The sequence below is a fragment of the Bacteroides caccae genome (genome assembly GCF_002222615.2).
GTDB classification, from domain to species: domain Bacteria; phylum Bacteroidota; class Bacteroidia; order Bacteroidales; family Bacteroidaceae; genus Bacteroides; species Bacteroides caccae.
Map to the genome: position 1 here is coordinate 963,402 of NZ_CP022412.2, position 13,670 is coordinate 977,071.

Genomic DNA, 13,670 nt, shown 5'->3' on the forward strand with positions numbered 1-13,670 from the left:
AAGTGGGGATTCCTGTAACTATATGGGAATTCCCATTGTTTTTTTTAGTAGAAATAATCTGCCGCGTAAGAAGGAATCCGGAGAGGAACGTTTAGTGTATATTTGTTATGAAAGGGGATAACCGATTGATTTAGTTCTAGCAGAACTTGGTACATTGCTGATCGTGAACTTTCCGTCTACATTGGTAGTAGTTCCGATAGCTGTGCCCTTTACTAGTACGGATGCCCCTACAACAGGCTGATTGTCTTCTTCTGAAATGACAACCCCTGTGATTGTTTTAGGTGTTTGGGCAATCGCCAGACCGATTCCTGCTAATAAGCAGGCCAATAACAACACAAATCTTTTTTTCATACGCTCACTAAATATTTGGTTAATATAATAGTTGTCTATTTGCTTGTATGCTTTTGCAAAAATAAGCACATTTTATTAAAAACAAAACAAAACAATAAAAAATATATCAATTTGTTTGCGAATTAATTTGAAAGAACTATATCGAATTCAATTCTCATGAATCCATGTATATTATGTGCTTATTAACATTTTGTTATTATTAATAAGGTATATGATTATTCTAAGTACCCATAAAACTGGAATATCTTCTAAAAGAACAAGCTTAATTATATTGAAAATTTACACTTATTATTTTAGGGGAATTTAAGACCGGACGATTTGTGATGAGAGTAAATCGTGATGAAAAACATCTACATAATTTCTGAAATACCTTTCCTCAAATATAAAAATAACCAGTTAAAGGTGGCGTATTACTTAATGATAATTAAATAGACATATTGCTGTTATTATGCAATATGATTACAATTATGAGTAACATATATATTCTCGTAAGCGTTCGATATGGAGAAGTATTTTTAATTCCTTGCATTTTTATTCTATATCCTGTACTTATACCAAAATATTTGCAAACAGAAGGAAGCAGAATATCATTTTGACAGTTATGTTTTAAGTGATTTTATTGACAATTATTCCCGAAATTGTAAAATACAGATGCTACAATATTAAGTTCTGCTAGAACTTTGAAAATCAGCTACATCGGGATGAAAGCGCAAGAAGTATCCATTAAACCGGGGACGATGAAAATCGTTATGCAGCCGGATGCCGAAGTACTGGACGAAGTCGTGGTTACAGGTATGACAAAAGTAGACAAGCGTCTTTTTACTGGTGCGGCCGATCGTTTGACAGCGGCAAGTGTAAAGCTGGATGGTCTGCCTGATATTAGCCGTGGACTGGAAGGCCGGTCTGCCGGCGTATCTGTTCAAAACGTATCCGGTACCTTTGGTACAGCTCCTAAAATCAGGGTTCGTGGTGCCACGTCAATTTATGGTAATTCCAAACCATTGTGGGTAGTAGATGGCGTTATTATGGACGATGTCGTAGAAGTCAGTGCCGATCAATTATCTTCGGGAGATGCGGTTACTTTGATTAGTTCGGCTATTGCGGGGTTGAATGCAGATGACATTGAGAGTTTTCAAATATTGAAAGACGGTTCGGCAACTTCTATTTACGGAGCGCGTGCAATGTCGGGTGTGATTGTTGTTACTACTAAGCAGGGTAAGGCAGGTACAAGTAGGTTGAGTTACACGGGTGAGTTTACTATGCGGATGAAGCCGTCTTACCGTAACTTTAACCTGATGAATTCTCAAGACCAAATGGGGATTTATAAAGAAATGCGTGATAAAGGTGATTTGAACTTTGCCAGCGTGTATCGTGCTTCCAATAGTGGTGTGTATGGGAAAATGTATCAGTTGAATAACTGGTATGACAAAACCAACGGAATGTATGGTCTTGCTCAAACTCCTGAAGCTCAGAATGCTTATCTGCGCGAAGCCGAATATAGAAATACCGATTGGTTCGACTTGCTTTTCAGTAATGCCATTATGATGAATCACTCCGTCAGTTATGCTACCGGTACGGAGAAATCCACTTCTTATGTCTCAGTAAGTGCCATGGTCGATCCCGGCTGGATGTTGCAAAATAAGGTGCAACGATACACGGCTAATTTGAATAATAGTTATAAGATAGTCAAAGACTTGTCGCTCAACGTGATTGCCAATGCTTCTTATCGTCAGCAGAAAGCTCCGGGAACATTGGGACAGAGTTCTGATGCAGCTTCCGGCACAGTGAGCCGTGGATTTGATATCAATCCTTATAGTTATGCTCTGAACACTTCCAGAACCCTTGATCCGAACGAGTATTATATGCGTAACTATTCTGATTTTAATATTTTCAACGAACTGAATGCCAACAATATCTCTTTGGACGTTATCGATTTGAAGTTTCAGGCGGAATTGAAATGGAAACTTTTCCGCAAACTGGAACTGAGCGCTTTAGGCGCCTTGAAGTATTCCGCCACATCACAAGAACACAAAATACGCGAAAACTCAAACCAGGCATTGGCATACCGGGCTATGGGAGATGGCACGATTATCAACCGTAACTCATGGCTGTATAAAGATCCGGATGATCCTTATGCACTTCCGGTGTCTATCTTGCCTAAGGGAGGTTTTTATAATACAGCGCAATATAAGATGCTGAGTTATGACTTCCGTGCTGCTGCTTCATATAATGATGTGTTTAATGATACGCATATTGTCAACGTTTATGCAGGTATGGAATCGAATGCTCAAAATCGTACGGCAAATAGCTTTGACGGCTGGGGGATGCAGTATGAAAACGGTGAAATTCCTTTCTTTGATTACCTTGCTTTCAAGAAACTGCGCGAGGGTAATACAAACTATTATGACCTTACTAATACCAAGAAACGTAACGTAGCTTTCTTCGGAACTGCCACTTACTCATATAAGGGACGGTATATCATTACAGGCACAGGTCGTTATGAAGGCTCCAACCGTTTGGGAAAGTCACGCTCTGCCCGCTGGTTGCCTACTTGGAATATTGCCGGTGCATGGAATATGCATGAAGAGGAGTTTTTCAAGAAACTAGAACCTGCTTTATCTCATTTTACATTGAAAGCCTCGTATAGTTTGACGGCTGATGTAGGTCCGAGTAATGTGTCAAACTCCAAGATTATTATTAACAGCTATACTCCTTGGCGTCCGTCGGCAGGTGTTTCTGAATCGGGATTACAGATTGTAGATCTTGAAAACAGTGATTTGACCTACGAAAAGAAGCATGAGATGAATATCGGTTTGGATATGGGATTTCTTGACAACCGTATCAATCTTGAAGCTGCGTGGTACAAACGTGATAATTATGATTTGATCGGTGCAATTACAACTCAAGGTGTCGGTGGTTCGGTAGAACGTATGGCAAACGTAGCTTCTATGAAGTCCCATGGCTTTGAATTTACTCTCTCTACCCGCAATATCGAAAGCCGTAACTTCCAATGGTCTACCGATTTCATATTCGGATATAATAAGACGGAAGTAACCGATTTCAAGTCACGTTCGCGTGTATTCGACTTGATCTCCGGCGTTGGGTTTGCCCGTGAAGGTTATCCGGTACGCGGTTTGTTTTCTATTCCGTTCGAAGGATTGGATTCGGATGGCTTTCCGATATTCAGTTTTAACGGAAAAACCGTAACGAAAGCAAACTATGGCAGTCTGAACCTGCAACAATCGACAGATGTGGATTTCCTTAAATATGAAGGTCCTACCGATCCGACTATAACAGGAAGTATTGGTAATATCTTTACCTATAAGAATTTCCGCTTAAATGTATTTGTCACTTACTCCGGTGGTAACAAAGTCCGCTTGGACCCGATGTTCCGTTCGTCGTATAGTGACTTGGATGCCACTCCGAAAGATTTCAAGAACCGTTGGGTGTTGCCGGGTGATGAAAAGGTGACGGACATCCCTGTAATGGCCAGTTCTTTTGAACGCAATCAATATGCGAACCTGAGTATTGCCTACAATTCGTATAACTATTCTACTGCACGCATTGCCAGTGGTGCTTTCGTCCGCTTGAAAGAGGTTTCTCTTTCTTATGATTTTCCGAAAGAATGGCTGAAGTCTACCCCTATCAGTAGTGTCGGATTGAAAATACAGGGTACGAACCTTGCCCTGCTTTATGCAGACTCGAAATTGAATGGGCAGGACCCCGAATTCTTCCGTTCCGGTGGTGTGTCGGCACCTGTGCCCAAGCAGTTTACTTTGACATTGAAAGTTGGATTTTAAATAGTTGAAAGCGTATGAAAACAAGAAATAAAATAATATTATTGCTGGCACTCGCATTGACGTGCATGATTACTTCATGTGAAAGTTATCTGGATACCATGCCCGATCAGCGTACGGAATTGAACTCTGTGAGAAAAGTGAAAGATTTGCTGATGTCTGCCTATTCTACAGCTTCATCCATACAAATGGAAGAATTTATGTCGGACAACCGTATGGACAATGGAGAAAAATATGGTTTTCCTTCCAATATACTGATGCAGGGTTACTATTGGGAAGAAATGACCGATATCAATCAAGATACGCCAAGATATTTATGGAATGGATGTTATAGTGCGATTGCTGCTGCTAACCAGGCATTGCAGGCGATTGAAGAACTGGGAGATCCGGAGGAGGCGCAGCCTTATAAGGGGGAAGCGCTGATGTGTCGTGCCTATGGGCATTTTGCTTTAGCCAAAATATTCTGTATGGCTTATGGGGATGATGCAGATACTAATCTGGGAATACCCTATATCACTGCTCCCGAAACAAATGTCGGTGTACAATATGAGCGTGGTACATTGGCAGAGACGTATGCCATGATTGATAAAGATATTGAAGAAGGATTACCGCTGATTAGTTCCGAGGCCTATGATATTCCCTTATATCACTTCAATCAGAATGCAGCCTATGCTTTTGCCGCACAATTCAATTTGTTTTATAATAAGTTCGACAAGGCGATTCGTTATGCTACGGAGGCTATTGGTGAGGACCCGTCATCTGTGTTGAGAAATATGGGAGGATATGCTCAATTTCCCAGTTCTATGGAATATACGCTGGCATACATTAGTAGCGACGAACCGGCTAATCTGATGTTACAGCAAACGATGTCATGGTGGGGGAGTAACTATAAATCGGCTTATCGCTACGGTCATAGCCGTGAGATTTGTGAGAAACAGACTATCTGGTCGAAGGGTCCTTATGGTAGTTTGAAAGTATATGAAACAGTCTTGGGATATGGTGACCAGTCTATTTTTGTTCCTAAAATGGACCAGTTTAAAGAGATTGCCAATGCCATTACAGGTAGTTATTATGGACGTCAGGTTGCGTTTGCTTTTACCACTGATAAGACATTGTTGAATCGTGCTGAGGCTTATGTGCTCTCTAAGCAATATGATAAGGCAGTGAACGATTTACAGTATTGGTATCGTATTAAAGCGGCTACTAAAGTACCCGACAAAGATGAACTGAATCTTTTTTATGAGACAGTAGATCCTACGACTAACGGTAAACCACTTGATCCCAAGTTTGCTCTGGAAGCAGGATTACAGACAAATTTGCTGAAAGCAGTCATTCATGCCCGTCGTATTGAGACGGTGCACGAAGGGGAAAGGTGGCAGGATATTAAGCGTTTCGGTATTGAGATTTCCCATAATATAGAGAACGAATCTCCTATTGTGCTGAAAGCTCACGACCTCCGTAAAGCTGTTCAAATTCCGGCGTCTGTCGTAGAGGCTGGTATGCAGCCTAATCCAAGATAGTTTAATGTTAGATAATAAAGAATTGATTATGAAAAATTGGTATATATATTTGCTTTGTATTCTGGTGAGCAGCAACTTCTTCGCCTGCCAGGACGATGACTTGGAAGACCAGAGTATTTTTGATGCATCAGAGAAAGAAAAGAGTGAGTTTGACCGCTGGTTACTCGAAAACTACGTCAATCCCTATAACATCGACTTTAAATACAGAATGGAACATATTGAATCCGATTATACGCACAATCTTGTACCTACGGACTTTTGGTTGAGTGTGAAATTGGCGAAGATAGTGAAACATTGCTGGCTGGAGGCCTATGATGAAGTGGGAGGTCTTGATTTTACACGTGCTTGTGCTCCGAAAGTTATTCATCTTATAGGTTCTGCTTCGTGGGATAAGGGGACGTATACACTGGGAACTGCCGAAGGCGGACTGAAAGTGACTTTGTATATGGGTAACTGGCTGGATTTGACGAATGTTGACCGCATGAATGAATATTACTTCAAGGTGATGCATCATGAGTTTGCCCACATTCTGCATCAGAAAAAAAATTATCCGGTAGATTATGATAAGATTAGTGCAGGTAATTATACACCTACCGGTTGGCAGAACCGTAAATTGGCAGAGGTCGCTCCTTTGGGATTTGTCACACCGTATGCCGGTAGTAAACCGAGTGAGGATATTGCTGAAGTGACAGCCTGTTTCCTGACTTATCCGGAAGCACAGTGGGAAAATGTTATGACTCTGGCTGGAGAAAAAGGTAAACCGATCATTGACCAAAAGCTGGCAATGGTGAAGAAGTATATGAAAGATTCCTGGCAAGTGGACCTTGATCTGCTTCGCAAAGTGATTGCACGTCGTACTAATGAGATTAGTGAACTGGATTTGGATCATATTTATTAAAACAAACGCTGAGAATATGAAAAAACTGATTTATACTTTACTGGCATTTGCCACTGTCTGCTTTTCGTGTGTGCAGGATGTAGATGATGTATACGATAAACCTGTTGCCCAGCGGGTAGAAGAAGCCGTTCAAGAATATCATGATTTGCTGGTAAGTTCCGAGCACGGGTGGTTAATGGAGTATTATCCGCATTCTTCGCAGATATATGGTGGTTTCAACTACATTATGAAGTTTAAAGGAGGGGATAAAGTGACTATTTCTACTGATGCTTTTGGGAAACCGGAGGAAACGGAAGAGAGCCTTTTTTCTATTAAGAAGGATATCGGACCGACCCTTAACTTTGACACTTATAATAGCTTGTTCCATTATTTCTCTGATTCGGATATATCCGGAGGAGCAGGAACGGGCAAAGGGTATGAGGGTGATTATGAATTTCTTTTGCGCTCGCATACTGAGAATGAGATTGTCCTTCGAGGGAAGAAAACGAAGAATATAATTCGTATGACCCGTCTGGCGGAAGATGCTACACCTTATCTGGCTGCTGCTATCCGAGTGGATGAAGAAATGAACCGTTTGGAAGGGGTATTGGGGTTCAGTGGCATGATGAATGGGAAAGAACTGGCTCTGCTTTATACGGATTCCCATACATTTAATGTGGTATATGACGGACAGGAAACGTCTACTTCTTTCATGCCGACGGCAACAGGAATACAGTTTTATCTTCCGGTGGAAGTTGGTGGCAAAGAGCTGCACCGCTTTACTTGGTCGGCTGCAAATGAAACACTGGTAGCTGAAAATGCTCCGGATGTTGTGTTGAAAGTGGATTATGATCCGGAATATATCATTTACGCACAATATTTGGGCAAGTATACGATGAATTACCGACGTGGTGAGAATACTCCTGTATTGTCTCTGGAAATCGAGTTAGTGAAGAAAGAGGATATGAAAAGTTATACAATTAAAGGTATGTTGCCGATTGATCTGACAATGATTTATAATAAGGCAGAACGGCGTATGGAGCTCCTGAATCAGAAGTTGACGGACGGTAGTGAAGCTTATTTGAGCATTTGGATGGTGAATCCCGGAAGCCTGACGTATGGAGGAACTGATTTTGTGAATGGTATGTACGGCAAACTGAAAGAAGGTTCTGACAACGAATATGAGTTTGTAGACGACGGAAGGAAAGCTGATTTTGTAACTCGCGGTATGATTCTGTGGAGCAAGGCGGGTGAATATAAGGCTTATGCCGAATCTCGTTTTGCATTTATCACTCTTGTTAAACATGAATAAAAAAAGGAATGACTATGAGAAAAATATATTCTATATTACTTTGTGTGCTATGCTTGTCGGCTGTTGGTTGTAGTGATGATAAGGATACGGCGGATGTAGCATTAAAGGCGATAAGGTCGGATGTTAAGTTTTCTGCGGATGGTGGCACAGGAACTATTGAACTGTCAGGCGGTAAACAGGTAAGTGCCACCTCGGATGTCGCTTGGTGTAAGGTAGCCAGTGTGTCCGATCAGGAAGTCAGTTTGGTTGTTGAGGCTAATCTTTCTATATCCAGTCGTACCACAATGGTGGTCATACAATCCGGGGAAGATATATTGCAAGTTCCCGTGACCCAGTTGGGCGATACTTTTATTTGTGATGTAGAAGGTACAAAGGATTTTCTTATGCAAGGGGGTGAAGCTGTTTTCACTTTGCATACCCGGCGCGAATATAGTATTCAATCTACTGCCGAATGGCTGACTTATGAATTGAAAGGCGATCAGCTTCATGTGGTGGTTTCTCCTATGTTGGACGGTACGGATTATCGGGAAGGGACGTTGACCGTTCAGAGTGGGAAAAATGAATGGTCGGCGACTTGCGTTCAGCGAGGATTGTCCGGTACATATACTATGATGCATACCCGTAATGACGGAAAACGTTATACGGGTAGTTGTACCTTTACGGCAACAGATGAGAAGGGAGTGTATGATTTGATAGCAAAAGATGTTCCGCTCAATAATGGTGTACCTTTTAAAGCTGTATTGACTGACGGACGGCTGGTTATCAACTTTGATAATCAGTATTTGGGATTTATCTCTCCTAATTACATTTATCTCTGTGCGTATGATAAAGCGGCTAATGTATTAACTTGGGGAGGAAATATCATGTATGTTGCTGATTTGCAGTTTACAAAAGCAGGATTACCATTCTTTGAGTTTAAAGATGATGGAACATGGAAAGATCATAAAGTAGACGGATTTATGTACGGCATTTTTGATAAGAAATGGGAAAACGGAGGCCAGTTTGCCGGAAAAAGTTACGGGTATGCGGTTGATATTGTAATGGAACACCAATGAAACAAGTTATATGCTGGAATGTAGAATGACTTAATACTAAAGATACAGCGACATGAAAGATACTAGAATAAATAACATGTTTTGAATATATGTAAGCAAGCGAGCTTAGAGTAAGTCGGATCATAAATTCTTTGAAAGATGATTTAGCTTACATTAATTATGTAGAATAGCTGTCTTGTGATAAAGCAGCTATTCTTTTTTGTATATAGGCGTACGTAGTGAATATTCAATTGATGCTTCTTTTTCTTATAGATTATCTATATGTTTCTAAACTTATTTGATAATCGTTTCCACACGTCCGTTCTTGAAGAAAACATAAAAGGAGCTGGAGTACATCCACTGCACTTCTCCGTTTGATTCCAGAACCGTTTGCGGTTTGCCGAAAGCCAGGCGGCATTCATCCTCGGTCATACCTTTCACCGGTTTACCGATACTGATCTCGTTCCAATGGGTGATCGGTGAAAGTTGATGTGTGGCGATGAAGTCGAACATCCGGTTGAGCATTTGCGATTCCACCTGTACGAAATCATCCATTATCTCCTTGTGCGACGCTTTCTTCTCCGGTTGCAGTTTCTCCATGGCGGTGACTTTCTTCATTACAAGTACCGACGATTCTATCAGGACATCAGAGAGATAGTAGACCAGCTTGCCTTCCGCTACCCGGAAAATGGCTTTGCAATAATAGGTGTTGTTCTGCTTTGAATCTGCTTGCGAGGCGAGTACCAGGTCGCAACTGAAACTTTTGGCCGGTACGTTGGCTTCCGTTATTCCTTCACGTAGCTTCGGACAGACGTTCTCCACCGTCCACAATAGTGCGTTGGCGTAGATATGCTCATCGCTTGCCGGGCTGAAAGAAGTAAACCCGCTGACTACGTATTTGCTACCGTCGGCACTGACAGGATAAGTTTTCTTCTGTTCCGTAAACGTCTGCGCCATGGCGGGCAGTATTATCCCTATCAGTAGATAGATAATTGCAAGGAATCGTTGTTTGGTCATCATACTCCGTTGTTTTTAAGAAAAACAGCATTCACCCCTTCTCCCTGTTGAGAGAGAAAGACGTGAACGCTGGATATATGTGTAATTGAGGTTTGATTGTACTTCACTTAGAAAGCTACACCCAGACGAATCAGGACATTGCTGGTGTTACACTCCCATGTTTTGATAAAGCCGCGCTGATAAGTGAAATCTAGGTTGAAACGGTCGTACCATATACCGACACCGATATTCATGCCTGCATCCACCCGCTTCCAGTCTTCCCAGTCGCCCATGTTGACGCTTGTTTCTTCACTGTCTCCCTGATAGGATTCTTTTTCTTTAATCTTACCTACATAGTCGCAACTTACGTAAGCGCCGAGATGTGCGTCGACTGCCAGAGCATCCGTAATGTTGTATTTATATCCGAAAGTAAACGGAGAAACCTGTACGTTGTGGGCCATTAAGCTTAGGCTGTATTCGTAGTCGCTTTCGTTTTCTTCGACCTTCCAGCCGCGGGAACCGAGTCCGAACTCCATTCCCCAGTACGTACCTATACTCCCTAATGGCTTCTGGAAACCGTAAACAAAGTTGTAACCGAGTTTGCTGCCGGTGTCTTCCGCTCCGTCTCCGGTCATTTTCATGACATTCAATCCGCCACGCAGGAACCATTGTGTTTCAGAAGGCTGTTTCTGAGCGGATTTGATGCTGACACTTCTGGATGATACAATCTGTGCTTGCACGCCTGCACACAGTAAGAATGCGGCTGCCAATGATAATAGTTTTTTCATGTTGAAATTCTATTTGATTATTAATACTTGTTGTCTGTTTATTTGATAACGGTTGTTATTTGATGACGGCGGCTATCTTGTCTTTGTCGGCTGTTGTGAGAGTTTTTTCCATGCGGATCCATTCGTAGTCCGAGGCTTCTGCCGTCTTCCAGTTGATAAAGGTGGCCGGATAGCCGATGACGGTCACTTTATACCCGTTCCCGTCGTCATTGGTTTTGACGTTGAATGTGGCTGCCACTATCACGTCTGCATTATGTTTTTGCGAAGACATATAGATTGCATAGCTGCGGATGTTGACCAGGTCGCCATTCATCTCCTGTTCGGCTTGTTCTCTGGTGAGCGTCCATTCGTCTTTGATGCGTCCTTTCGATTTGTCTATCTGCAACTCCACGGTTAGCGGCTTTACATAAGCGTTTGAGGTGACATCCAGTAGACGTGCCTGTGTTTCCTGCATTCTTACATTTGTTTTCTGTGCGTACGCTCCGATTGCACCGATAAAGGTGAGGAAAATAACTAAAATCAGTTTTTTCGTTTTCATATCCCTTTGTGATTATATGTTAATATGCTTGCAAAGGTATGCGAAAGGACTATACCAGCAGGAGAAAACATAGTTCCAAGGAGGATACGGAATTGTATCCTATTTGGATACACCGGAGGAGCTGCCCGTACTGATGCTGTCGGATAAATCGTGGAAGAAGTCGTGGTTGAGGATGCAGGAGATGCGCCAGAGCAGGTGGATGTCGATATTCTCTTTCCGGAAGATCTTGTAGACGTTGGGACGTGTGCAGCATAGCTGACTGGCGAACCAGGTAACAGTACGTCCTTGTTCGTGAAGCGTGCGTTCGATAAGTTGTCCCGCATGAATCATGTCATTCTGCAAGTGTGCGTCCCCCGGATTCCCGTTGGAGGAACGGATTATTGTAATACCGGCGAGAATATATAAAAGAGGCGTGGGAATCTCACCTTCGTCCGTTCCGTGTTTCAAGGCCTTCGCAATGCCATATCATCAAGAACGAACAACGCAGAAAGCCCACGCCGATATGTACAACACCCATAACCTCCCTTTGTTTCGGCAAAGAGAGGCACGGATGTATATAAATACACATCAGGAGGACGTCTTTGTTGCTATTCATCTTTCTGGTGATATGAAAAAAACTGCGAAGTTTTGAAACACGAAAGACAAACGCTTGTAAACGTCTTCTCTATATAAACAGCTCTCCCCACTAACCACCCGAAGGCTTTCTGCGGAAGAGTCCGCTGCAAATTTATGAAAAATAATGAGGCGGGAGAACAATATGGTTGCTAAATTTTGCTTATTCAGACCGTGCGGCGTGTTTTCAGAACTTCGGTCACTTACTTTTTCGCGGACCGGATGTTTCGCATGAGTCCCTGATACTTGGCCCTTTTCACTGCGCTGCCCTTGAACAGTGTCCTGTATTGTTCTTCCGAGAGGCGGTGCCAGTCTTCCTTCCGCATGGTCAGCAGGGAGGCGGAAGGGGAGAATTCTATTGTCCGTGAAGGAGTCGCGAAGCGGTTCCATGGACAGGCACGTTGACATTCGTCGCAGCCGTAGATCATTTTGTCCATTTTTTGCCCCGTATCGGGCGGAAGTTCTCCACGGTATTCAATGGTCAGATAAGAGAGACATTTGGCGGAATTGAGCCTGAAAGGCGCTTCTAACGCTTTTGTAGGACAAGCGTTGAGGCAACGGGTACATGAACCGCAACGGTTTTCCTGCGGACTGTCATAGCGGTCGGCAGGAAAGTCAATAATTAATTCTCCCAAAAAGAAGCAAGAACCCGCTTGCGGAATGATAAGCTGGGTGTTTTTCCCTATCCAGCCGAGTCCGGCACGCCATGCCCAATAGCGTTCGAGTACGGGGGCGGTGTCGCAGAAGGCGCGTCCGCCGGCAGAATAGTTGTTTTGGATAAACTCAAGCAACGTCTTGAGCTTTGCCTTCATGACATCGTGATAATCTTTGCCGTAGGCATACCACGCTATCTGGTATTCATTCTCCGGCAGCTTCGTTTCGGGATAATAGTTCAGGGCAACACTGATAACGGTGCGTGCCCCTTCTACTAAGAGCCGCGGGTCGAGGCGCTTGTCCTCATAATTCTGCATATAAGCCATTTCCCCCTGGCAACCGTCTGCAAGCCATTGGCGGAAAGTATCAGCAACCTTTTCACTGACAGCTTCGGCAGGCGCTGCTCCACAGGCTGAAAAGCCGAGGCGCAGGGCTTCGGCTTTGATTATTTCAGTGGGGAGGAGTGCTTCCATTTTTATAGCTGATATAACGTATGTTTTAGCTGATATGACGTATTCTGTATAGCTCGCGTAACGTTATAACACTTTAAACTCATATCCTTCCGCTTTCAGAAACTCGATAGAGCGGGGGAGGGCATATTGCAGATTCCCGTTGTTCCATGATTTCAGGGAGTCGTGGAAGGTGATGATAGAGCCGTTGCGTGCGTAACGTTTCACGTTGTTGAGTACCTGTTCCGGGCGCATCCGCTTACTGTAATCGCGGGTCACGAGGTCCCACATGATGATCCGGTAATGATAGCGGAGGGTATAGTATTGTCGGAAACCCATGTGGCCGTGTGGCGGGCGGAACAGGTCGGAATGTATGATTTCATCTACTTTTTGGGCATTTGCCAGATAGTCGGGGTTGGAGTATTCGAATCCACGGATGTGGTTGAAAGTGTGGTTGCCGATGCGGTGACCGTGTTCTACCACCATCCGGTATTCGTCCGGGTGTTTCTTTATATTGTCGCCTACCATGAAGAAGGTAGCTTTAATATTGTGTTTTTCCAGCAGTTCCAGTACCCAGGGAGTAACTTCGGGGATAGGTCCGTCATCAAAAGTCAGGTAGACGGCCCGTTCGTTCGGGTCCATTCGGAAAATGGCTTGCGGATACAACGCCCGGAAAAACCACGGTGGTTGTTCTATAAACATGAGAGTTTGTACTTTTTTGAAATAATAAGTAACAAGTAAT

The 13,670-nt window shown here is 43.1% G+C and carries 12 protein-coding genes; 5 read left to right on the forward strand and 7 right to left on the reverse strand.

Annotated features, from left to right (window positions below; all coding sequences use genetic code 11):
- Window positions 1-105: 105 nt before the first annotated feature.
- Window positions 106-351, reverse strand: a complete 246-nt coding sequence (locus tag CGC64_RS03780) for a carboxypeptidase-like regulatory domain-containing protein (RefSeq protein ID WP_005676844.1) — start codon at window positions 349-351, stop codon at window positions 106-108.
- Between the two features lie 680 nt (window positions 352-1,031).
- On the opposite strand from CGC64_RS03780, the gene CGC64_RS03785 reads away from it, so the two are divergent.
- From CGC64_RS03785 to CGC64_RS03805, 5 genes are read left to right on the forward strand one after another with little or no spacing between them, the layout of a single operon-like run.
- Window positions 1,032-4,151: a SusC/RagA family TonB-linked outer membrane protein gene (locus CGC64_RS03785; RefSeq protein WP_005682528.1), complete on the forward strand. Its 3,120-nt coding sequence runs from the start codon at window positions 1,032-1,034 to the stop codon at window positions 4,149-4,151.
- Between the two features lie 14 nt (window positions 4,152-4,165).
- Window positions 4,166-5,668 carry a RagB/SusD family nutrient uptake outer membrane protein gene (locus CGC64_RS03790; RefSeq protein WP_005676846.1) on the forward strand — a complete coding sequence of 501 codons (1,503 nt, stop codon included), beginning with the start codon at window positions 4,166-4,168 and terminating at the stop codon, window positions 5,666-5,668.
- A gap of 28 nt (window positions 5,669-5,696) precedes the next feature.
- On the forward strand, window positions 5,697-6,566 hold the full coding sequence (locus tag CGC64_RS03795) for a zinc-binding metallopeptidase (RefSeq protein WP_032838487.1): 870 nt from the start codon (window positions 5,697-5,699) through the stop codon (window positions 6,564-6,566).
- 16 nt (window positions 6,567-6,582) lie between these two features.
- Window positions 6,583-7,857, forward strand: a complete 1,275-nt coding sequence (locus tag CGC64_RS03800) for a DUF4302 domain-containing protein (protein WP_005682525.1) — start codon at window positions 6,583-6,585, stop codon at window positions 7,855-7,857.
- A 14-nt stretch (window positions 7,858-7,871) separates the two neighbouring features.
- Window positions 7,872-8,912: a BACON domain-containing protein gene (locus CGC64_RS03805; protein ID WP_005682524.1), complete on the forward strand. Its 1,041-nt coding sequence runs from the start codon at window positions 7,872-7,874 to the stop codon at window positions 8,910-8,912.
- A 273-nt stretch (window positions 8,913-9,185) separates the two neighbouring features.
- Here the strand turns inward: CGC64_RS03805 and CGC64_RS03810 are convergent, their stop codons facing one another.
- The 6 genes from CGC64_RS03810 to CGC64_RS03835 all read right to left on the reverse strand — a co-directional run bounded on the left by CGC64_RS03810 (window position 9,186) and on the right by CGC64_RS03835 (window position 13,630).
- Entirely contained in the window at window positions 9,186-9,911 is a 726-nt protein-coding gene (locus CGC64_RS03810) for a hypothetical protein (protein WP_005676851.1), read from the reverse strand.
- Between the two features lie 104 nt (window positions 9,912-10,015).
- On the reverse strand, window positions 10,016-10,675 hold the full coding sequence (locus tag CGC64_RS03815) for a porin family protein (protein WP_005676854.1): 660 nt from the start codon (window positions 10,673-10,675) through the stop codon (window positions 10,016-10,018).
- A 55-nt stretch (window positions 10,676-10,730) separates the two neighbouring features.
- Window positions 10,731-11,213 carry a hypothetical protein gene (locus CGC64_RS03820; RefSeq protein WP_005676855.1) on the reverse strand — a complete coding sequence of 161 codons (483 nt, stop codon included), beginning with the start codon at window positions 11,211-11,213 and terminating at the stop codon, window positions 10,731-10,733.
- 99 nt (window positions 11,214-11,312) lie between these two features.
- Window positions 11,313-11,543: a hypothetical protein gene (locus CGC64_RS03825; protein WP_081447298.1), complete on the reverse strand. Its 231-nt coding sequence runs from the start codon at window positions 11,541-11,543 to the stop codon at window positions 11,313-11,315.
- A 485-nt stretch (window positions 11,544-12,028) separates the two neighbouring features.
- Window positions 12,029-12,952 (reverse strand): tRNA epoxyqueuosine(34) reductase QueG, encoded by a 924-nt coding sequence (gene queG / locus CGC64_RS03830; protein ID WP_005676861.1) that lies wholly within the window; start codon window positions 12,950-12,952, stop codon window positions 12,029-12,031.
- A gap of 63 nt (window positions 12,953-13,015) precedes the next feature.
- Window positions 13,016-13,630, reverse strand: coding sequence for a polysaccharide deacetylase family protein (locus CGC64_RS03835; RefSeq protein ID WP_005676862.1), 615 nt, complete (start codon window positions 13,628-13,630; stop codon window positions 13,016-13,018).
- Window positions 13,631-13,670: the final 40 nt, after the last annotated feature.

What these genes read in the sequence shown, in the direction of transcription:
- CGC64_RS03780 (WP_005676844.1), bottom strand. Translation starts at nt 351, where the DNA reads ATGAAAAAAAGATTTGTGTTGTTATTGGCCTGCTTATTAGCAGGAATC.
- queG (WP_005676861.1), bottom strand. Translation starts at nt 12,952, where the DNA reads ATGGAAGCACTCCTCCCCACTGAAATAATCAAAGCCGAAGCCCTGCGC.
- CGC64_RS03825 (WP_081447298.1), bottom strand. Translation starts at nt 11,543, where the DNA reads ATGATTCATGCGGGACAACTTATCGAACGCACGCTTCACGAACAAGGA.
- CGC64_RS03805 (WP_005682524.1), top strand. Translation starts at nt 7,872, where the DNA reads ATGAGAAAAATATATTCTATATTACTTTGTGTGCTATGCTTGTCGGCT.
- CGC64_RS03790 (WP_005676846.1), top strand. Translation starts at nt 4,166, where the DNA reads ATGAAAACAAGAAATAAAATAATATTATTGCTGGCACTCGCATTGACG.
- CGC64_RS03800 (WP_005682525.1), top strand. Translation starts at nt 6,583, where the DNA reads ATGAAAAAACTGATTTATACTTTACTGGCATTTGCCACTGTCTGCTTT.
- CGC64_RS03820 (WP_005676855.1), bottom strand. Translation starts at nt 11,213, where the DNA reads ATGAAAACGAAAAAACTGATTTTAGTTATTTTCCTCACCTTTATCGGT.
- CGC64_RS03835 (WP_005676862.1), bottom strand. Translation starts at nt 13,630, where the DNA reads ATGTTTATAGAACAACCACCGTGGTTTTTCCGGGCGTTGTATCCGCAA.
- CGC64_RS03810 (WP_005676851.1), bottom strand. Translation starts at nt 9,911, where the DNA reads ATGATGACCAAACAACGATTCCTTGCAATTATCTATCTACTGATAGGG.
- CGC64_RS03795 (WP_032838487.1), top strand. Translation starts at nt 5,697, where the DNA reads ATGAAAAATTGGTATATATATTTGCTTTGTATTCTGGTGAGCAGCAAC.
- CGC64_RS03815 (WP_005676854.1), bottom strand. Translation starts at nt 10,675, where the DNA reads ATGAAAAAACTATTATCATTGGCAGCCGCATTCTTACTGTGTGCAGGC.